This is a genomic window from Aeromonas sp. 601039 (assembly GCF_049174415.1).
Taxonomy (GTDB): Bacteria; Pseudomonadota; Gammaproteobacteria; order Enterobacterales; family Aeromonadaceae; genus Aeromonas; species Aeromonas veronii_A.
This window is the reverse complement of record NZ_JAAKTL010000005.1, coordinates 117584-137616: the sequence shown is the minus strand read 5'-3', so window position 1 is coordinate 137616 and position 20033 is coordinate 117584. Positions and strand designations below refer to the sequence as shown.

General features: G+C 57.1%; 17 protein-coding genes. 3 read left to right on the top strand and 14 right to left on the bottom strand.

Annotation, left to right across the window (positions count from 1 at the left end; genetic code table 11):
* Positions 1 to 18: 18 nt before the first annotated feature.
* From G5195_RS06575 to tapM, 8 genes are all read right to left on the bottom strand, one after another.
* A complete protein-coding gene (locus G5195_RS06575; RefSeq protein ID WP_421235966.1) occupies positions 19 to 1599 on the bottom strand; it encodes an SPOR domain-containing protein in 1581 nt (526 codons plus the stop codon).
* A complete protein-coding gene (gene aroB / locus G5195_RS06570; protein ID WP_421235965.1) occupies positions 1589 to 2671 on the bottom strand; it encodes a 3-dehydroquinate synthase in 1083 nt (360 codons plus the stop codon). Before aroB ends, G5195_RS06575 begins: the two co-directional genes overlap by 11 nt.
* Before the next feature lie 14 nt (positions 2672 to 2685).
* Positions 2686 to 3204, bottom strand: coding sequence for a shikimate kinase AroK (gene aroK / locus G5195_RS06565; protein ID WP_266134309.1), 519 nt, complete (start codon positions 3202 to 3204; stop codon positions 2686 to 2688).
* A 191-nt stretch (positions 3205 to 3395) separates the two neighbouring features.
* On the bottom strand, positions 3396 to 5609 hold the full coding sequence (locus G5195_RS06560) for a type IV pilus secretin PilQ (RefSeq protein WP_421235964.1): 2214 nt from the start codon (positions 5607 to 5609) through the stop codon (positions 3396 to 3398).
* Positions 5610 to 5625: 16 nt separating this feature from the next.
* Positions 5626 to 6159: a pilus assembly protein PilP gene (locus tag G5195_RS06555; RefSeq protein WP_216953060.1), complete on the bottom strand. Its 534-nt coding sequence runs from the start codon at positions 6157 to 6159 to the stop codon at positions 5626 to 5628.
* Positions 6156 to 6755 carry a PilO family type IV pilus biogenesis protein TapO gene (gene tapO / locus G5195_RS06550; protein WP_216953059.1) on the bottom strand — a complete coding sequence of 200 codons (600 nt, stop codon included), beginning with the start codon at positions 6753 to 6755 and terminating at the stop codon, positions 6156 to 6158. Before tapO ends, G5195_RS06555 begins: the two co-directional genes overlap by 4 nt.
* Positions 6752 to 7330, bottom strand: coding sequence for a PilN family type IV pilus biogenesis protein TapN (gene tapN / locus G5195_RS06545; protein WP_216953058.1), 579 nt, complete (start codon positions 7328 to 7330; stop codon positions 6752 to 6754). Before tapN ends, tapO begins: the two co-directional genes overlap by 4 nt.
* Positions 7318 to 8379: a PilM family type IVa pilus assembly protein TapM gene (tapM, locus tag G5195_RS06540; RefSeq protein ID WP_302055918.1), complete on the bottom strand. Its 1062-nt coding sequence runs from the start codon at positions 8377 to 8379 to the stop codon at positions 7318 to 7320. The genes tapN and tapM overlap by 13 nt, the downstream gene beginning before the upstream one ends.
* Before the next feature lie 299 nt (positions 8380 to 8678).
* On the opposite strand from tapM, the gene G5195_RS06535 reads away from it, so the two are divergent.
* On the top strand, positions 8679 to 11150 hold the full coding sequence (locus G5195_RS06535) for a penicillin-binding protein 1A (RefSeq protein WP_257687016.1): 2472 nt from the start codon (positions 8679 to 8681) through the stop codon (positions 11148 to 11150).
* Positions 11151 to 11199: 49 nt separating this feature from the next.
* On the opposite strand, the gene oxyR is transcribed toward G5195_RS06535, so the two are convergent.
* From oxyR to G5195_RS06515, 4 genes are all read right to left on the bottom strand, one after another.
* Complete coding sequence (gene oxyR, locus G5195_RS06530; protein ID WP_257687017.1) at positions 11200 to 12099, bottom strand: DNA-binding transcriptional regulator OxyR; 900 nt, start codon at positions 12097 to 12099, stop codon at positions 11200 to 11202.
* 156 nt (positions 12100 to 12255) lie between these two features.
* Entirely contained in the window at positions 12256 to 13896 is a 1641-nt protein-coding gene (locus G5195_RS06525; RefSeq protein WP_216953054.1) for a methyl-accepting chemotaxis protein, read from the bottom strand.
* A 171-nt stretch (positions 13897 to 14067) separates the two neighbouring features.
* The gene (locus G5195_RS06520; protein ID WP_216953053.1) at positions 14068 to 14712 is read right to left on the bottom strand and encodes a DsbA family protein; all 645 of its coding nucleotides are present in this window, start codon (positions 14710 to 14712) and stop codon (positions 14068 to 14070) included.
* A 73-nt stretch (positions 14713 to 14785) separates the two neighbouring features.
* A complete protein-coding gene (locus G5195_RS06515; RefSeq protein WP_026035063.1) occupies positions 14786 to 15646 on the bottom strand; it encodes a Vmh family MBL fold metallo-hydrolase in 861 nt (286 codons plus the stop codon).
* A gap of 126 nt (positions 15647 to 15772) precedes the next feature.
* On the opposite strand from G5195_RS06515, the gene G5195_RS06510 reads away from it, so the two are divergent.
* Positions 15773 to 16672: a LysR family transcriptional regulator gene (locus tag G5195_RS06510; protein ID WP_167573451.1), complete on the top strand. Its 900-nt coding sequence runs from the start codon at positions 15773 to 15775 to the stop codon at positions 16670 to 16672.
* 66 nt (positions 16673 to 16738) lie between these two features.
* Here the strand turns inward: G5195_RS06510 and G5195_RS06505 are convergent, their stop codons facing one another.
* Positions 16739 to 17542: a BPSS1780 family membrane protein gene (locus G5195_RS06505; protein WP_421235976.1), complete on the bottom strand. Its 804-nt coding sequence runs from the start codon at positions 17540 to 17542 to the stop codon at positions 16739 to 16741.
* Between the two features lie 140 nt (positions 17543 to 17682).
* On the opposite strand from G5195_RS06505, the gene G5195_RS06500 reads away from it, so the two are divergent.
* The gene (locus tag G5195_RS06500) at positions 17683 to 18504 is read left to right on the top strand and encodes a peptidoglycan DD-metalloendopeptidase family protein (protein ID WP_421230605.1); all 822 of its coding nucleotides are present in this window, start codon (positions 17683 to 17685) and stop codon (positions 18502 to 18504) included.
* A gap of 88 nt (positions 18505 to 18592) precedes the next feature.
* Here the strand turns inward: G5195_RS06500 and G5195_RS06495 are convergent, their stop codons facing one another.
* Entirely contained in the window at positions 18593 to 19930 is a 1338-nt protein-coding gene (locus G5195_RS06495) for an MATE family efflux transporter (protein WP_042082825.1), read from the bottom strand.
* Positions 19931 to 20033 lie beyond the last annotated feature (103 nt).

Here is a 20033-nt window from a genome sequence, read left to right as displayed (position 1 = left end):
CCTTATCCGGTATCAAGGCTATTGCTTCAGCTCTTTTTGTACCTGTGCAAACGACTTGGGCCAGGGCTGACCTTTCAGCAAGGCTGGCGGAAGCTTGCGAATGGCACTCTTGGCTTGGGTCAGACCGGCATAATCCCCTTGCAGCACCACATACCAGGGGCTGCCACGGAATTTGGTCTGATAGACCCATACCTTGCCCGCCAGACCATGCTCGGCGACAAACTGATCCACCGCCTTGGTGTTGCTCGCCCCCATTAGCTGAACGCTGTAGTGGTTGCGCGGCTTCTTGTTCAAGGTGGCGACCGGTGTCAGGGCCACCTTTGGGGCAGGCGCGGCAACCGGCTCGTTGCTGGCTGTTTTGGTGGTAGCAGCAGGCGTTGCGGTTGTCGCCGGATTCAGTGCTTTGGAGGTACTGGCTGGCGCCGTGGTTGCGATTGCACCACTGGGGACTGTGCCACTCGGGTTCTTGCCGGTCAGCTCGTCCACCACGTCAGTAGGCAGTGCGCCGCTCACCTTGGGTTCGGTCATCAGCTTTTGCACGACCTCGTCAGAGATCACCACCCGACGCCCTTCGTAATTGGTTGATTCGGTGGTCACGGTTTCGCTCTCCACCGACTTGGGCAACACTTTCGCCTCCGGCTGCCAATCTTTCACAACCCCATTGGGATTGCTGGCTGCATCGCGGTTTTGCGCGCCTTGTGCAGCGGCATCGGTATTCGAACCGCCTGCGGTGAGGGGATCGCCTCCCGCTACCGGGATCGGCAATGCCGTGTTCTGCGCCGGATCCTGCAGCGCCGGTTTGCTTTCATTGTCAAACAGCGCAGGCAGCAGGTAGCTCAACGCCAGCAGGCCGCCAGCGACCAGCGCGATAGCGGTGGCAATCTTCTTGACAGGCAACTCCGCCTGACGCTTCTTGGGCCTTCTGTCGGTCATGATATCCTCCAGTAACTGCATGATGGTGGACGGATGTCCGTTCGCCGTTTTCAGGATCTCCTCCACTTGCGGCTTGGGCAAGAGGGTCGCCGGGATCTTGAGCTCTTTGGCTTTTTCATACAAGAAGATGCGCTGCTCCGGCGGGCTCAGTGGCGGCACTTCCAGCTCAAGGGCTGGCATGGCTCGCCCTTTGAGCTGCGGCCGTTGGGTACGACACCAGACGTCACTGCCCGAGACGATAATGGCCAGCTGATGGGGCGCCGCCAGGGTATCGTTATGACGGATGATCGCCCACAACTCTCCCAGCAGGTCGGCCGGCAACTGGTCGGCCCGTTCTATCAGTAGCAACAGGGTGGCAGGCTTGCTCCCCTCCAGCATGCGAAAGAAGCTCTCCGCCAGCGCATCCTGTGGATTGAACAGCGGGCGCGCCACCACCTGTGGCAGCAACAGCTGGCGCACATCCACCATCTTCATGGCAGGCGTACCAATCAGGCTTACCACCCGCACTTTTTCCGGCAACACGCCGAGCAGGGATTCGCACAGGGTACCGCGACCACAACCGGGTTTACCGGAGAGAAAAATGAAAGGGTGATTGAATTCAATCAGATGCAGCAGCCGGTCAACCAGCTGCCGCTGGGAAGGAAGTTTTAGCAGTTTATTCGTCACGACCAGACTCGATCACCGCCAGCAACTCGGCATCGGACACATCCCCCACCACCTGCGCATGGCCGATGCCAACCGGCAACACCAGACGCAGCTTGCCTTCCAGCACCTTCTTGTCACGGCGCATATGGCGAATAAAGGCGGCGAAATCCATCTCGGCAGGCGCATGAATGGGCAAATTGGCGGCCAGCAGCAGAGCGCGCACTCGCGCAACGTCCGCTTCGCTCATATCGCCACGGGCCTGCGCAGTCCAGGCTGCCAGCATGGTGCCGGCGGATACCGCTTCACCATGCAGCCAGTTGCCATACCCCTGCTCGGCCTCGATGGCATGACCAAAGGTGTGGCCCAGATTGAGCAGTGCACGGACGCCGTGCTCGGTCTCATCCTGACCGACCACATCGGCTTTGATCTCGCAGCAACGTTTGATGGCGTAGGCCAGCGCGGCAGGTTCCAGCTGTTGCAGACGCACCATGTTCTGCTCCAGCCAACTGAAGAAATCAGCATCCCAAATGATGCCGTACTTGATCACCTCGGCCATCCCTGCGGCAAATTCGCGGGCTGGCAAGGTACTCAGACATTCGGTATCGATAACAACTTGTTTGGGCTGATAAAAAGCCCCAATCATGTTCTTGCCGAGGGGGTGGTTGACCGCGGTTTTACCGCCAACAGAGGAGTCAACCTGGGAGAGCAGAGTGGTCGGGATCTGGATAAAAGGAATGCCACGTTGATAGCTTGCTGCCGCAAAGCCCACCACATCCCCGATCACGCCGCCCCCCAGAGCGATCAGCGTCGTATCGCGCCCATGGTTGGTTTCAAGCAGAGCAGACATGATCTGCTCAAAAGTCGCCAGGTTCTTGTACGCCTCGCCGTCAGGCAGGATCAGGTGTTCAACCTGAAAACCCGACAGCAGAGCGGTTACCCGTTCAAGATAAAGCGGAGCAACGACCGTGTTGGTCACTATCATCACCCGCTTGCCCTTGATGGTCGATACCAGCGCCTCGGAGCGCTGCAACAACCCTGCAGCTATCTCGATGGGATAGCTGCGTTCACCCAGTTCGACCTTCAACCGTTCCATGGACGTCCTCTAGATTACATACCGATCAGCTTTACAATTTGATTGGCAACGATTTTTGCGCTCTGGTCATCGGTGTGCACAACAAAGTCGGCAACCTCTTCATACAGGGCATTGCGCTCTTGTGCCAGACGTTCCAGCACTTCGCGTGCCGGTTCTTCGGTCTGTAGCAGAGGGCGGCGTTTGTCTCGCTGTGTGCGCGCCAGCTGCTTTTCAATGGTGGTTTCGAGGTAGACCACGATGCCACGAGCAGACAACTTGTTGCGGGTCTCCCGGCTCTTGATGGCTCCACCACCGGTTGCCAGCACGATACCCTGCTGCTCAGACAATTCGCTGATCACCTTCTCTTCGCGAATACGGAAACCCTCTTCGCCTTCAACATCAAACACCCAGCCGATATCAGCACCACTGCGGCGCTCAATCTCATGATCTGAGTCGAAAAACTCCATATGCAGTTGTTCTGCCAGATGTCTACCTATGGTGCTCTTGCCCGCACCCATGGGACCTATCAGGAAAATATTGCGTTTCTCAGCCATGTTTTTTCGTTAGTAATTACAAACTGTACGACCCCGATAAATACTTGATCGGGGTACCTATGAACCTTATCTTGCGATGGATCAGGAGGGGGATTATCTCAATAGATATCGGGACTGGCAACCGCAGCCCTTACGCCCCAGCCTCATTGGGGCGTAAGGTTATATGTGTTTTACCTTCACATGTAAAGCCTTCAGAAGGCGTCGGTGACTATCTTGGGGGTCACGAAAATAAGCAGTTCACGCTTTTTGTTCTCGCTGGTGGTCTTGCGGAACAGGGCGCCCAATCCGGGGATATCACCCAGCAAGGGCACCTTGGTCACATCGCTTTTGATAGTCTGCTGATAGATGCCGCCCAGCACCAGTGTCTCGCCATTGTTAACCAGTACCTGCGTCGTGATGGACTGGGCGTTGATGGAGACTGCATCACCGGTACCGGTCGGTACGGTTTCGCCCTTGGTATCCTGGGTCACGGTCAGGTCGAGGATCACCCGGTTGTCAGGGGTGATCTGCGGCGTGACTTTCAAGCTCAGTACCGCCTTCTTGAAGGTGACCGAGGTTGCACCACTGGAAGAGGACTCCACATAGGGGATCTCGGTACCCTGTTCGATCAACGCCGGTTTCTGGTTCGCAGTGGTCACCCGCGGACTGGCGATAATCTCGGCCTTGCTCTCTTTTTCCAGCGCAGACAATTCAAGGTCAAGCAGGGTTCCATCGGCCAGACGGGCAACCTGGAATGCCAAGGTACCGGCAGCATTGGTCACCGGCAGGTTGACATTCATCCGCTGCTTCTCGGAAGGTCTGGTAATCGTTGAACTACCGTCGTTATTACCGGACGAATCATTCCCTTCAATAGAGCCTGAAGTGCTGTTGCCGTGACCATCGTTCTTGGTCACTCCCCAACGAACCCCGAGCGCTTCATCGAAACCGTCATCGATGGTCACCATACGCGCTTCGATCACCACCTGCTTGACCGGGATATCCAGAATATCCAGCATCCGCTTGATACTGCTGATAACCTCAGCCGTATCCTTCACAACCAGCACGTTGGTCCGTTCATCCACACTCACCGCGCCACGTGGCGATAGCAACTTGGTACTCTCGGATGAGAGCAGAGCAGCCACTTCGGATGCTTTTGCATAGTTGATCTGCATATATTCGGTATATAACTGGGCCAAATCAGCCACCTGATTCCGGCTCTCCAGCTGCTGTTTCTCCCGTGCCGCAATCTCTTCAGCCGGAGCAACCAGCAGGATGTTGTTATCAAGCCGCTTATCCAGACCGCGCACTTTTAAAATGATGTCGAGCGCCTGCTCCCAGGGCACGCCATCCAGACGTAGTGTCAGATTGCCTGCCACAGAATCGGTAGTAACCAGATTGAGGTTGTTGAAGTCAGCGATAAGCTGCAACACGGTTCTAACCGGGATATCCTGGAAGTTCAATGAGATGGGCTTGCCCTGATACTGCTTTGAAGACGCAGATGCCGCCGTGCGTTTTTTCACTTCGATAATGAACAGTTTATCAGCCTGATCGTAACGGTAATCAAACTGGCCATTAACCGACAGCTCAAACAGGGTATCGTTGCCCTGCCGGGACACCTCAACCTGAGAGACCGGTGTCGCAAAATCCTGCACATTGATCAGATTAAGCAAACCATCAGGCACGCGAGTACCATGAAACTTGGCCAGCACAGTTTGACCGCGGCTGCTCACATCGACGGCAGCCGAGCTGTTGTCAAGTGTGACCAGAAACTCCCCCTGACCATCCTTGCCACGACGAAAATCCACCCCGGTCACCGAGTTGAAATAGGCTCCACTGCCACTGTTTTGATAGCTGCCGAGCAGTGGTTTGCTGGCAGCAGGCGTCGCAACAGGAGGGGTTACCGGTGCAACAGGCATTGACTTGGCAACAACCTGAGAATTGAGCAGTGCCGAAGGAGCTGGAGTGGCCACCATGGCTGAGGAAGCCGTTGCGGCTGGTGCAATCAGGGCGCTTTCGCCATTAATCAGAGCTGATGAGGTCCCTTCACCAAGGGAAACCAGCAATTTGTTACCCTGTTGCTGCACCTGATAGGGAGCCAGCTGATCGAGAGCAATCTTGATATCAAGGCCAGCTCCCTTCCCTTCCACCTTGATGTTGTCTACTCCCTGACGCTGAATAGGCAGCGGGTTCACCTTGAGTGCGCCCACAGCACCGGGGACATGCAGCAGGAGCTGGTTAGGTTGATAGGAGAGACGATCGGTAAAGCCACTCACAGGCTCGCTGAAGCTGAGCTCCAGTTGCAACTGGTCTGCCAGCAATGGATTAACTTTTATCTCTTGCAAGGTTGCCACTGCCCACGCCTGACCAAAGGCACTGGCGCAAAACAGCAAAGCCACTTTTGTTACACTGTCTATGGTTGTTCTCATTGCTGTTCGTCCCTGATTATTGTTTTTCTTGCATATTGGCCATCGCCAACTGGGTTTCTCTTGTTACCCAGCACCCCTTCCCGTCCGGAATGGTTTCCAGTAAATCCACTGCCGTAGGAGTAATCTTGATGACTCTACCCTGATCGAGCCCCATATACTGGTTGAGCCCGACTCGTATTGATTTTCCATCAGGTGTGCTGATCAGGGCCCACAACTGCCCGGCCTTTCCCAAGGAGCCGTGCATTGACAAGCTGGCGAGAGAGTAGTTTTCCAATACCTCTTTTTCTCTGTCCATCATAACCTGTGCGCAATCAGGCTTCACCTGGGCACTATTCGCGCGCCCGACACTTGCTTCTGGTTGCGGCATCATGAAGGGACTACGCAGATCGCGTTGTTGATAGTGCATGGGGGAAAACGGCTTCAACTGGGGTAAGGGTTCAATAGGTACAGGGGGTCTTGCCTTTGTTTCGGCAATATAGGAATCCATCTCCTCCTGACCACCACAGGCCGTCAGCAAGAGGGCAGGTAACAACCAGCAGATGCGTCTCATTGTTTCTGCTCCACTGTTTTACCGTTGTACTTGTAGGTTTTGGCCAGCATCGACATAGCAATCAGGTCTCCCTCATCCTTGCTCTGACTCAAGGTAAAGGAGTCGAGTATGACGATACGAGGCAGGGCTGCCATATCTGCCGTAAACTTGCCGATCTGATGATAATTACCTACTACCTCGATCCGCATGGGCAATTCGGTAGAAAACTCGTGCTTGACCTCAGGTTCCCAGTTGATGCGATTGAGTTTCAAGCCATTATCGGTGGCAATAAAACTGATATCGTCCAGCAAACCGGCGACCTCATGGGTATTGGGCAACTGCTTGAGCTGGGTATCGACCAGTTGCTCGAGCTGGATCATTTGTGCCTTGTAGGCGCCCAAATTGGCTGCCAGCATCGCCTTGCTTTCAAACTGGCCTTTAAGCTCCGTCTCTCTGGCGCTCTCTTTGGTCAGATTGCCTAAGGAATTGGCAATCACGTAGTAATAAATAGCGCCACCAGTCAACACACAGCACAGCAGGATAAAGACAGCTTTCGCCCATTTTGGCCAGCTCGCGATGTCATTCAGATCAAGCTCGTTGAGTTGCTGAAGGTTCATTTGCTCTCCTTGGCCATATCCCCGGCAGCAGCGGTATTATTGGCAATCAGGAACATCATCGAGAATTGACTCAACGATACCGGCGCGACCTCCGCTGCAAAAATGGTGCTTATTTTCGACTGTCCCAGCCAGCCGGAACCATCGATTCGACGCATCATGCTGGCCACTCGACCATAAGCTTCTGTCTTGCCGTTGACATCGATAATATTGTTCTGCAACGAGAGGGTATTGAGGTAAACCCCATTGGGTACCAGAGAGGGCAGCTGGTTGAAAAGACGAACGGGCACATTTCGACGCATTTGGAGATGTTCGATGAGTTGCATCCGATCGATCAGCTCCTTGCGACGTTCTTTAAGCAGGCGGATTTCTCCCAGTTGTGCATCCAGGATGGTCATCTCCTGAACCAGACGCTGATTACGCTGCTGCTGGGCGGCAATCTGACGCTCGACCAGCCAGTTGGCAAAGAGGCTCAGTGCGACAGTGACCAACACGAAAAGCCCGAGCAGGGCACCGAACTGTTTCTTTTGCCGCTGAGCACGAGCCTCGCGCCAGGGGAGAAGGTTTATATTTGACATGGTGTAAAACTCCTCAGAGCCAACCCGAATGCCGTCATATATTTAGCGCCATGTACCAGATCAACCTCTCCTTTCGGTTTGCCAAACAGGGCGAACAAATCCGGATGAAACACCTCGCAGTTGGCTTCCTCTTTTACCTGTACCAACAAGCCAGGCAGCAAGCTGCCTCCCCCCGTCAGCACCAGTTTGGCTATATCGCGATAACCTGACGAGCTACAAAACAGCTGGATATTGCGCCGCACCTGTTGCAACAGCGAGTTGATATGTGGCATCAACACGTCCAACTCATGGTCAACAGGCAAGGTGCCTTTGGTCTTGGCTTGCTCAGCTTCATCGAGGGTCATGCCATAAAAAGAGGAGAGCGCCTGGCTATATTGATCACCGCCGAAATTCTGCAAGCGCGAGTAGATCACCTCTCCCTTGACCAAGGCTGCGAAGGTCATGGCACTGGCGCCAATGTCGATCACCCCGATCGGTCGCTCACTCTCCTGCAACTCGGGCAAACAGGCCACAACGGCCCGCCCCAAGGCATGGGCTCCCACATCCACTACCTTGACGGCAATGCCAGCCTCAGCGAGAGCGCTGACCCGGCCATTGACGCTCTCAGTACGGGCTGCGCTCAGCAGGACATCCTGACGATCTTCACTGGCGCTGGTGTCCAGCACCTCAAAATCGAGGCTGACTTCATCGAGGGGAAAGGGAATGATCTGTTCGGCCTCCAGCTGCACCTGACTCTCCAGCTCCTTGTCACCAAGGCGAGCATCAATCTGGATGACCTTGGTGATCACGTTGGAGCCGGTCACCGCTGTCGCGGCATAATCGCTGTGGCCAGAGATAAGGCGCTTGAGGGTTTTCAAAGATGGGCTGACCCGCTCGATATCCTGTAGCTGGTAATCAACCAGCGTACCTTTCGGGGTGGCGACCTCGGCAACAGATTCAATATGCAGCTTGCCGGGACGACCAGTGAGGGTAACGGCCTTGATGGTCTGGCTACCGAAATCAATGCCCACCAGGGGGAGGAGGGATCCCTTATTAAATAGCCCAAACATATACACATCCATGCGTTATTGGGTTTTATACCTGAATTGAGTGTAGGACACTCTAATCAGATGAGAGCTTGATCCATCCTAAATGCTCTAACTATCAATGTCATAAAGTTTATACCGAAAAGTGACCCACCTCGCTTTCTTGAGATAAAGGGAGGCACCTTGGTTATTGCTCACTGTAGTGCTAACCTCTCGCATCCTGTCGATTGGTGACTTGCCACAGGAAAACCTCGAATTCCAGATGGCAAAAGGGCTATACTCTGCGCCCGTTGGCTAAATTTAAGACGATTGGTAGTTCTTCCATGCTGAAATGGCTCGTTCGCCTGTTTATTGTCATGATGCTGGGTGCTGTGCTGGGTGTTGCCAGCCTCATCGGTATCTACTTCTATATCAAACCCCAACTGCCCGATGTCACCGCACTGCGTGATGTCAAACTGGCAACCCCGATGAGGGTCTACAGCCGAGATGGGGAATTGATCGCCCAATATGGTGAAATCCGTCGCATTCCGTTGCGCTTGGATGAAATCCCCCAACCAATGATCGATGCCGTACTGGCAACCGAAGATGCCCGCTTCTACGAGCACCCCGGCATTGACCCCATCGGCATCATTCGCGCCGCCTCCGTCTGGGCCGTATCAGGTCATGCCCGTCAGGGTGCCAGCACCATTACCCAGCAGGTTGCACGCAACTTCTTCCTGAGCAATGAGAAAACCATCATCCGCAAGATAAAGGAGGTCTTCCTGGCCTGGCGGATCGAGCAGAATCTCTCAAAAGACGAGATCCTCGAACTGTACCTCAACAAGATCCCTCTCGGTTATCGCTCCTTCGGGATCGGTGCTGCGGCTCAGGTTTATTTTGGTAAAGAGGTCAAGGATCTGGGGCTGGACGAGATCGCCATCATTGCAGGTCTGCCCAAAGCCCCCTCCATGCTCAACCCCATCCGATCCCCCGAGCGCGCCTTTGCGCGCCGCAACGTTGTGCTTGGTCGGATGCTGGAGACCGGCAAGATCACCCAGGCCCAGTTTGACGAAGCGTCCAAAATGCCGATCAAGGCCCGTTTTCACGGCGCCGAAGTGACCCTACACGCTCCCTATCTGGGTGAAATGGTACGCCAGAAGATGGTAGAGCAGTTTGGTGAAGATGCCTACACCATGGGCCTGCACGTCTACACTACCGTCTCTGCCGAACGCCAAAGGGCCGCCAGACAGGCTCTGCTGGATGGCGTCTTTGCCTACGATATGCGTCACGGCTATCGTGGCCCGACGGCCCAGTTGTGGAAGGCAGGCGAAACAGCTTGGGATTACGAGCAGATCGTGGCCCACCTTGGCAAGCAACCCACTTATGATCCGCTGATGGCGGCCGTAGTTACCAAGCTCGGTGACCGTAGCGCCACACTGGTACTTAAAAATGGCAAGGAAGCAGAGCTGGGCTGGAACGGCATTAAATGGGCTCGCTCCTTTATTACCGACGACCGCCAAAGCTATGCCCCGAAATCGGCACGCGATGTACTGAAAGTCGGCGCCCAGATCTGGGTGCGGGAAGAGGGCGAAGAGTTGCTGCTGGCCCAAATCCCGGACGTCAACGCCGCGCTGGTTGCCATGAACCCGAAAAATGGCGCGCTGGAAGCAGTAGTTGGCGGCTTCAGCTTCGAACTATCCAAATTCAACCGGGTCGATCAGGCGCGTCGCCAGATCGGTTCAAATATCAAGCCTTTCCTCTATGCGACCGCGCTGGAGCACGGCTATACCCTGGCGTCGCTCATCAACGATGCGCCAATCAACCAGTGGGATCCGTCAAAAGGGCCCATGTGGCAGCCCAAGAACTCCCCGGCCGTTTATGATGGCCCCACCCCGCTGCGTCTGGGTTTGGCCAAGTCCAAGAACGTGATGTCGGTTCGACTGATGCGCGCCATCGGTCTGGATACCTATATCGACGGTCTGACACGCTTTGGCTTCCCCCGCGACTTCATCTCGCCCCATGAGTCACTGGCGCTGGGCGCAGCCGAATTTACCCCCCTCGAGGTGGTGCGTGGTTACTCGGTACTGGCCAACGGTGGCTTCCTGGTGACCCCATACTTCATCGACAAAGTCACCGACAGCCTGGAGAACACCCTCTATCAGGCCAATCCTGCCATTGCCTGCAACAATTGCGAACAGCAGACGGCGTCCGAGCAGAGCACACTGCCGGAGCCAACTGTTGATGGCGCAGCACAAGATGGCACGCAGACCCCTCTCGCGCCAACCATCGCCCCGCATACCATCAGTGCCCAGAGCGCGTTCCTGATCACCGACACCTTGAGCACAGCCATCTGGGGTGGCAACGGCTGGCGTGGTACCGGCTGGCGTGCAGCCCGTGACCTGAAACGTCACGATATCTCCGGCAAAACCGGTACCACCAACGAATCGCGGGATGCCTGGTTCTCCGGCTATACCCCGGACATCGTAGCTACTTCCTGGATCGGTTTTGACAACCACCAGCGTGGCCTTGGCCGTGCCGAGTTTGGTGGTGGCGCTGCACAGCCTATCTGGATCGACTTCATGAAAGTCGCCCTCAAAAAGCAGCCGGAGCACAAGATGCCGGTTCCCGAAGGGATCATGACGGTGAAGATTGACAGCGAAACCGGACTGCTGGCGACCAGTGGCGGAACCGACGAATACTTCAAGGAAGGGACCGAGCCGACCCGTTACGCCGCGCCCAGTTCGGACGGCAATCAGGTCTACGGTGGCGACAACCCCGATGTGGAAGGGCCTGTCTCTACCGACGATATCTTCTAAGCTGCTCTCGCGGCAGCAACAAAACCGGCAGCCTTGGCTGCCGGTTTTTTTATTGGGCCAACTGCTTGCTCATCAGCGTGGAGATCGAGGCGGCCAGCTCGTTGAAACAGGGGCGACGTACCGAGTAGTGGCGATAGAGCAGCGAGATGGTACGACCCGGCACAGGGTCAACCACAGGACGATAGCTCACCCCTCCCTCATCATGATCGGCGGGTACGGCCAGCTTTGGCACCAGGGTCATGCCGCTACCGGCGGCCACCATGTTGCGCAGCGTCTCGAGACTAGTCCCCTTGAAGCGTTGATCCTCACCTATCCCGCCAGCGAAACAGAAGCCCATCGCCTGATCCCGCAAACAGTGGCCATCGGCCAGCATCAGCAATTTCTTGCCCTTGAGATTGCCGAGTGGCACTTGTCTGGCCTGTGCTTCGGGGTGATGGCAAGGCACCGCCAACCACATCGGCTCATGATAGAGCTGGATTGAACCAAACCCCTCCATCCCAGGCATCTCGGCCAGAATGACGCAATCCAGCTCCCCCTCTTCCAGCCGTTTGAGCAGGGTTTGGGTCTGCTCCTCATAGAGATAGAACTCCAGCTGGGGAAAACGCTCACGCAGGGTCTGGATAATGCGGGGCAACAGGTAGGGGCCCACGGTCGGAATAAAACCGATATGGATCTCCCCTGACATCGGCTCGGAGAAGTGCTGACCGATGCTCTTGAGCTCGCGCACCTCCTTGAGCACCCGACGCGCCTGATGGGCCATGGCATCGCCAGCCGGAGTAAACAGCACCTTGCGCGAGGTACGTTCGATCAGAATGACCCCGAGTTCATCTTCCAGCTTGCGCAGCTGGCCGCTCAGGGTGGGTTGACTGACAAAGCAGCGTTCAGCGGCTTTGCGAAAATGTTTTTCCTCATCCAGCGCCACCAGATATTCGAGATCGCGAAGATTCATACAGCAAGAGTCCTGCCTGGAAAATGGGCCATCAGCATGCACAATATCGTCCGGCGGGACAAGTCATCCACTTGCAGTGAGCCTCTCTGGCTGCCCCTCCAAAACAGAAAAGCCCGATCACCTCGCGGTAATCGGGCTGTTTGACTCGCCGATGGATTACACCCTGAAACGGCGCACCATATCCTGCAGTTGGGTAGCCAGGTGGTTCAACTCGTTGCACGCCTGAGCCATCTGGGTGGCACCGGCGGCCACCTCTTCGGAAGCATGACTGATATTGACCACGTTACGGTTGAGCTCCTCGCTCACCGCGCCCTGCTCTTCGGTGGCCGTTGCAATCTGGATGTTCATGTGGGAGATGCTGCTGACCGAGCCACTGATCTGGGAGATAGACTCGCCCGCTTCCCGCGCGGTAGCTACCGTGGTGTTCATCAGCTCCTGACTCTGTTGCATGGTACTGCCCGCCTGTTCGGCACGCTGCTGCAACTCGGCAATGATGGTATTGATCTGGGAGGTGGAGTCCTGGGTTCGTTTGGCCAGAGTACGCACCTCATCAGCCACCACCGCAAAACCCCGTCCCTGCTCACCGGCCCGGGCCGCTTCAATGGCCGCGTTCAATGCCAGCAGGTTGGTCTGTTCGGCAATGCCGCGGATCACCTCCAGCACCATGCCGATATTGCGGCTATCATCGCCCAGTTGGCGGATCACCACTGCAGTGCTCTCGATGGCCCCCGCCACCCGCTCGATGCGCAAAATAGAGTCATTAACAGTCTTGGCCCCAATCTCTGCTGTTTCGCTGGCCGAGGTGGCGGCACTGGCGGCATCGCTGGTGTTGCGAGAAACCTCCTGAACCGTAGCCTGCATCTCGTTCATCGCGGTTGCCAGCTGATTAAGTTCATGCTGCTGGGCACTCATGTTGGCCGCTGACTGCCTTGCTACCGAGCTCATCTCTTCGGTGGCCGAACTCAGTTGCACCACTGAGCCCGAGACTTCACTGACCAGGGTACGCAAATTGGTCTGCATCTCGCCAAACCCTTTGGCAAGAGTCCCCAGTTCATCATTGTTGAACTGTTGCATATCGATGCGGGAGGTAAGATCACCGGAGGAGACACGGCGGGTCTGCTCCAGCAGGGCCATCACCGGATTGCGGATCTGGGCGGTCAACAGCCAGGCAATCACCACCACAAAAGCCAGCGTCACCAGGCTGACAATAATGCTCATGGTTCTGGCATTGCTATACATGGCCGCAATGTCTTTCACCATCTCATCGGCAATCTCGTTATTGATCTCCCGCAAACGATAAGACTTGGCACCAACCTCTTCCAATGCGGCACGAGTCTCGTTTTTGCGCAGACTTCTGACTTTATCCAGATCGCCAGCAGCAAAGGCATTTAACAGCTGGTCATGTACCGAAAAATACTTGGCCCCCGCCGCAACCACCTGCTCATAAACCTGCTTCTCTTCACCAGTAGTGAAAGGTAAAGCACCATATTTTTGGGCTGCTTGCTCAAATTCCTGCTTGGCCTTATTGAAGGTCAGGGTGCGATCGCTTACCTCTTGCTCATCCTTGTTCAGGCCACCGATGACCTGGGCCAACTCTGAACGACGCGCATCCAGCACGGCAACATGCATCTGGCTCGCCAGACGAGTAGAAGGCAGTAAATTACCCGTGATGGTTTCGGTATCACCATAGAGCTTTGCCAGCTGGCTGATTGAAAACCAGGCCAAGCCCAGTACCAACAAGGCCAGGATGGCAAATCCGGCACTCAGTTTCTGGCCGATGGACATGTTTTTGAACATATAAGGGCTTCCTTGAAATGAGTCTTCACTCCCGCAACATCCACCGGGAATGGTCATATAGAGCATAGCCTGCACCCGGAAAACAGAAGGATTTCATACCGTTTCTGTGATTGTTTGCCTATCGGCCCTGGACACCTTTCCTGAAGCGGTCTCGTGTTCAAATAACAGCCATCATGTCATTAGAGCCAGCAGATGCGTGCTCAGAGCATCCGGCTCCCCCAGAAAATCGGCAACCCGTACAGGCGTGACCCGCCCCTTGTGCATCAGCCCAAGGGTGGGATAACCCTGACCACCCAGCCGTTTCATCCAGCCCTGGCTATCTGCCAGATGTTGCAGCAATGGGGCCTGCAGATAGGCTTGCTGGAACGCGTCTTCACTGACCCCCTGCTCTGCCGCCAGCGTGGCGAGAAATGCCGGCTCACCAATCCAGATCCCGTCCCGATAGTGGGATTGCTGGATCCGGTGCAACATAGCCAACCCATCCCCCCCCAAGGCCGTGACGGCCAAAACCGCACGGATCGGCGGCTCGGAGTCCAGCAGACACCCTTCGCGCAGCAGCAGTTCGTTAAAGTAGCGCTCGCCAAAATGCTGGCCGGTCAGCGCCTCGATCCGCTGATCATGGGGGCGCACATAATCACGCAATGCCTCGCCCATAGGCTGACGGCGACTACCCAGCCAGAGACCGCCCGCATGCAGCTCGATCTTGAGCCCAGCAATGGTGGCTGCCGCCTGCAACAGGGGGGCGGCACCGTAGCACCAGCCACAGAGCGGGTCATAGACATAATGGAGGGTGGTTTGTTGTTCGCTCATCTTCATTCTCACTTCAATCTCGGATAAAAAACCGGGCCCTTAGGCCCGGTAAAAACACAGGGAAAGCAGGCTCAGTGGCTTACCACTTCATCTCGCCGGTATTGACCTTGGCACCGATGGCCAGACCATCGTCAACCGGCAGTGCCGGATAGGCTTTCTTCAGAGCCTCAATCAGCTCACCGGAGTTTTTCGCCTTGGCCAGCTCCTGTTCGAAACGCTCTACATAGTCACGGGTAAAGGTCACAGCAGCAGTGCCTTTGGGAGCAGTGCCCAGGAAGTGGCCCGGTACCACACGCTCGGGTTTCAGGGCCAGCAGGTTATCCAGCGCCTTGACCCAGTTGCTGCGAGCCGCTTTGGTCTGGCTGTCGGCCATCCAGACATGCACCCCGTGGTAGACCGGCACACCACCAAAAGCAGTCTTGATGGAAGGGGCCCAGAGGTAGGCATTCGGGGTATTCATCTCTTTGATTTCAATCTTCTCGCCATCCAGCGTCAGGTGGCTGGCGGTCATCACTTGCGGCACGGTCAGGCTCTTCGGTGCACCCTTGCCGAGGATCGGGCTCCAGTAGCTCAGCTTGGCATCCTTGGTCTTGTTGATATGGTCAACCACATGCTGGTCGGCCAGCACTTTGACATCCGGGAACGCCGCCATGACCGGCTCCAGACCGAAGTAGAAGTCGGGGTCACCGGCACTGATATAGACAGTGGTCAGCTTCTTGCCGCTCTTCTTGATCATGTCGACCAGCGCCTGACCATTTTGCACGTCGAACTGGGCATCGATCAGGATGGCCTCTTTGTCACCGGTCACCAGTGAGGAGGAGACCGGGAAGATCGCCTTCTCGCCAGGGTTGTAGACGGTCACGCTCAGGGGGGCGGCCAGTGCGGCGCCACTCAACAGGGTGGTCGCCAGAGTCAAGTTGCGGATCAGGGTGTTGTTCATCATCTATTCCTCATTAAGTATTCGGGGGTTCATTTGATGGACACAGTGTATTGGATCACTTAAGGTGCAAATACAGCATAAAAAGCGCATCACTGTTGCACATATCGAACATATAGAGAGCCATACATGGATCGACTGACCGCATTGCAGGTCTTTGTCAGCGTAGTCGAACAGGGGAGCCTGAGCGGCGCCGGAGAGAAACTGGATATGTCGCGCGCCATGGTGTCGCGCTATCTGGCCGAGCTGGAGAGCTGGATGGGCGCCCGCCTGCTGCACCGCACCACCCGTCGTCTGAGTCTGACCGGACCGGGAGAGGAAGCGCTGAACCGGGCCCGCGCCATGCTGGCGCTCGGCGAAGAGATGGAGCAGATCGCCGTGAAGGGGGATGACGCCCCCAAGGGACAACTGCGGATCACCAGCAGCTACTCCCTGTCGGAAGCCTTGCTGGTCGGGGCTGCTAACGACTATCTGGCGCAATACCCGGGGACGGCCATCGACATTCTGCTGCTCGACAGAACCGTCAATCTGGTGGAGGAGCGGATCGATCTGGCGGTGCGCATCACCAACGACCTCGACCCCAATCTGGTGGCGCGTCGTCTCGGCACCTGCCACTCGGTAGTCTGTGCCAGCCCGGCCTATCTGGCCCGTCATCCAATGCCACACAAGGTGCAGGATTTGGCGCTGCACAACTGCCTCACCTACACCTACTTTGGCAAGAGCCTGTGGGAGTTCAATGGACCGGACGGTCCCGAGTCAGTGCCGGTCAGCGGTAACCTGAGCGCCAATATCTCCAACCTGCTTCTGGAAGCAACGCTTGAAGGTGCCGGGATCAGCCTGCAACCCCGCTACTCGGCACAACCCTATCTGGAGCGTGGGGAACTGGTGCCCCTGCTGACCGACTGGCAACCCAAGCGCCTCGGGGTCTACGGGGTGTATGCCACCCGCAAGCAGATGTCGCCACTGCTGCGCAGCTTCCTCGATTTTCTGCTGGCCCGCATGGCGGCGGATCCCATCTGGCAGGAGTAAGCACTCCGCACACCCAAACATAACGAAGGGGCCGCTGCGGGCCCCTTCTTCACTCTGATCCCTTGATCAGGCTTCAAATCCGAATGGTTCTGAGTGCGGCGCTTCCGGCTGCGCACTCTCGTCGAGGAAAATATCCCGATAAGCCACATAGATGGAGTAGTTGAGCGCCGGGATCACCACCAGCAGACCTACCAGCAACAGCACAGCGCCAAACAGCAACAAAATGGCTGAGAGCAGCCCCCACCAGAAGAAGGAAAAAATATTGCGCCAGCAGCCGAAGAAGCTCAGCCGTACCGCCTGGATGATGCCGATATCGTGGTGGTAGATCAGCGCCGGAGCAAAGGTGACCCCCATCAGCACGGGAATGATAAGCAGCATACCCACCAGCAATACCAGCAGCAGTTGTTGCAACTGGCTGGCTGAGACCACCATGCTCTCGGGATCCTGCGTCAGCAGCGGGAGCAGCCCCCACATGGAGAGCAGACCGAGACAGACGAGGCCCACCAGGCTGAACAGCAGCAACACCAGCAGACCGCCTAGCATCAGCGGGGTCAGCTTGTGGCGAAAACCGGCGAAGAGATCGGCAAACTGCAGCGGCTCCCCCCGATAACCCCGAGCGGCGACCGCCACCCAACCCGCGCCCCACACCATGTAGAGCAGCTGGGAGATAAGGCCACCCGCCGGCAGTTGCTCCAGCAGCATGCCCACCATAAACCAGACCAACACCATGGCCACGCTGATCCCCATACCCTTGTTGAAGATATCGAACCCGCTGCGAACCCAGAGCCAGCCACGACCTGTCGTGTACCGGGCCGGAGTGGTGCGCAAAGGGGGCGTCAGCCACGCCCCGCCTCTGGCTGCCCCGACCATAACGAGGCACAATCTGCCCCCTTCCCCAGCCGCGCCTGTCGTGGCCAGCGTGCCGTGATCACCCTTTAGTGATCGACGAATGCCGGACAGGGGGTTGTCATCCCGCCATCCCGGGCGCTTTAACATCGAGTGGTATCGTCATGAGAGTTGTGTGTTGTCTGTTGTTGTTACTGGCCAGCCAGTCGGCCCTGGCCGAGGGTTTTATCAGTCGCCTGCTCAACCATCCGGTACCAGGTGGCGTTGCGGTGATCCCTCTTGGCGCGTCACCCACTGCCCCCACGGCCCGCTATCACGACAAGCCCGTGCTGGTAGTGCGCGAAGACAACCAGTGGATCGCCATCGTCGGCATCTCTCTGAAAAGCACGCCCGGCGCCCAGCAACTGACCACAGGTGATGGCCGTACTCTCGGCTTCACCGTGACCCCCAAGCACTACCGCGAGCAGCACATCAAGCTCAAGAACAGCCGTCAGGTCAATCCGCTCGCCGAGGATATGACCCGCATCAACCGAGAGCTGGCGGAGCAGACCCGGGCTTACCAGACCTTCAGCCCCAACCAGCCGAGCAACCTGATGTTCGACAAGCCGGTCAACGGCCCCCTCTCCAGCCCGTTTGGCCTGCGTCGTTTCTTCAATGGCGAGGAGCGCAATCCCCACTCCGGCCTCGACTTCGCCGTGGACGCCGGCACCCCGATCAAGTCCCCCGCCGCCGGCAAGGTGATCCTGATCGGCAACTACTTCTTCAATGGCAATACCGTCTTTGTCGACCACGGTCAGGGGCTCATCAGCATGTTCTGCCACATGTCGAAGATCGATGTGAAGCTCGGCCAGAGCCTGCCGCGTGGCGGCATCGTCGGGCGAGTCGGTTCGACCGGCCGCGCTACCGGCCCCCATATGCACTGGAACGTCAGCCTCAACGACACCCGGGTCGATCCCGCCATCTTTATCGGTGCCTTCAAGCCCTGAATCGGCAGAGCCCGTTAACAAAACATCCTCTAACAAAACAGGCAGCCCATGGCTGCCTGTCTGCTATCTGCACGTCGAACCTGATTACCTATCCGGCCAGCGCGTGGGCGCCGGACTCCCGACGCATCGCCCGCCACATCACCAACACCAGCAATGAGCTGCACGTTGGCAATGCCAGCCAGACCCCGGGCACGCCCCACAGGGTCGAGAATCCCCACAAGAAACCGCCGATCAGCACCAGCTTGCCACCAGTGAGCAGGGAGGCGATGCGGGCCCGATTGATGGCCTGGAAGTAGGTGGCCCCCACCAGCAGCAAGCCCTCCATCGGCAGCCCCCAGAAGTAGAGCCAGATCCCGAGGCTCGCCACCGGCAGCAAGGTAGCGTTGTCCCCGGCAAACAGATAGACCGCCGCCTCCGGCCACAGATAGAGCGGGATCATCGCGGATAGGGCGATCCCCAACGTCACTCCGAGTGCCAGATTGCGGATCCGCAACACCCGCCGCCAGTGACCGGCGCCCGCGTTAAAGCTGGCGATGGGCTGGATACCCATGGCGATACCCTCAAACACCAGATAGAAGAAGGCCTCGGTGTAACTGATCACCCCGTAGGCCGCCACATGCAGCGAAGTGCCGACCGCCAGCAACGCCTTGTTGTGCAGCGCCAGCACTACCGAGAGATAGAGGTACATCAGAAAACTGGAGACCCCGAGGCGCACCGTCTCGCCCATCAGCCGCAGATCGGGGCGCAAGGTGTCCCAACTTATCCGCAGCTGGCTACGCGGTGTGAAGAAGTGCCACAGGCAAGCAAGGCCCGTCACTGCCTGGGAGAGCATGGTGGCCGTCGCCACCCCGGCCAGTCCGAACGGAAACACCACCATCAACAGATAGTCGAGCAGCACGTTGAGCAGCCCCCCGACTACCATGATGAGGGTGACAAATCCGGGGCGGCCATCGTTGCGCAGCAGCGAGCTGAACGCCATCGACAGCACCGCAAAGACGCCAAGCCAGGCGTAGGCCTGCAGGTAGGAGAGCCCGGCGGTGAAGATCTCCCCCTCCGCCCCCATCCAGGCCAGCATGGGCTCGCCATAGCGGATCCCGATAAAACTGAGCAGTGCCGAGGCCAGCAACACCATCACCAGCGCATTGCCGACGATATGGCGGGCTTTGGCCGGGTTGCCCTGCCCCAGATAGAAGGAGACCAGCGACGAGGCCCCCATGCCGATCAGCGCCCCCACCGCATAGAGCACGGCGCAGATGGGATAAGCCAGCATCAAACCGGCCATGCCATCCTGACCCAGCACATGGCCAACGAAGATGCCATCGATGGTGACATAGATGCCGGTGATCAGCATGGCCGCCACGGTCGGGGTTACGTAACGCCAGAAAAGGCGAGATAGCGGGGCTGTGCCCAGATCAACAGCTGACATATTCGACTCGGTGGAGAGAAAGCGGCCGGGATCATAGCGAAACGGCAGCACGACTTCCTGTTATTTGTGTTATGAATCATTAATATAGACTGCTTTACCCGCC

Excerpts from the sequence above, each read along its gene's own strand:
- aroB (WP_421235965.1), bottom strand. The coding sequence starts at position 2,671 with ATGGAACGGTTGAAGGTCGAACTGGGTGAACGCAGCTATCCCATCGAG.
- aroK (WP_266134309.1), bottom strand. The coding sequence starts at position 3,204 with ATGGCTGAGAAACGCAATATTTTCCTGATAGGTCCCATGGGTGCGGGC.
- G5195_RS06560 (WP_421235964.1), bottom strand. The coding sequence starts at position 5,609 with ATGAGAACAACCATAGACAGTGTAACAAAAGTGGCTTTGCTGTTTTGC.
- G5195_RS06555 (WP_216953060.1), bottom strand. The coding sequence starts at position 6,159 with ATGAGACGCATCTGCTGGTTGTTACCTGCCCTCTTGCTGACGGCCTGT.
- tapO (WP_216953059.1), bottom strand. The coding sequence starts at position 6,755 with ATGAACCTTCAGCAACTCAACGAGCTTGATCTGAATGACATCGCGAGC.
- tapN (WP_216953058.1), bottom strand. The coding sequence starts at position 7,330 with ATGTCAAATATAAACCTTCTCCCCTGGCGCGAGGCTCGTGCTCAGCGG.
- tapM (WP_302055918.1), bottom strand. The coding sequence starts at position 8,379 with ATGTTTGGGCTATTTAATAAGGGATCCCTCCTCCCCCTGGTGGGCATT.
- G5195_RS06535 (WP_257687016.1), top strand. The coding sequence starts at position 8,679 with ATGCTGAAATGGCTCGTTCGCCTGTTTATTGTCATGATGCTGGGTGCT.
- oxyR (WP_257687017.1), bottom strand. The coding sequence starts at position 12,099 with ATGAATCTTCGCGATCTCGAATATCTGGTGGCGCTGGATGAGGAAAAA.
- G5195_RS06525 (WP_216953054.1), bottom strand. The coding sequence starts at position 13,896 with ATGTTCAAAAACATGTCCATCGGCCAGAAACTGAGTGCCGGATTTGCC.
- G5195_RS06520 (WP_216953053.1), bottom strand. The coding sequence starts at position 14,712 with ATGAAGATGAGCGAACAACAAACCACCCTCCATTATGTCTATGACCCG.
- G5195_RS06515 (WP_026035063.1), bottom strand. The coding sequence starts at position 15,646 with ATGAACAACACCCTGATCCGCAACTTGACTCTGGCGACCACCCTGTTG.
- G5195_RS06510 (WP_167573451.1), top strand. The coding sequence starts at position 15,773 with ATGGATCGACTGACCGCATTGCAGGTCTTTGTCAGCGTAGTCGAACAG.
- G5195_RS06505 (WP_421235976.1), bottom strand. The coding sequence starts at position 17,542 with ATGGTCGGGGCAGCCAGAGGCGGGGCGTGGCTGACGCCCCCTTTGCGC.
- G5195_RS06500 (WP_421230605.1), top strand. The coding sequence starts at position 17,683 with ATGAGAGTTGTGTGTTGTCTGTTGTTGTTACTGGCCAGCCAGTCGGCC.
- G5195_RS06495 (WP_042082825.1), bottom strand. The coding sequence starts at position 19,930 with ATGTCAGCTGTTGATCTGGGCACAGCCCCGCTATCTCGCCTTTTCTGG.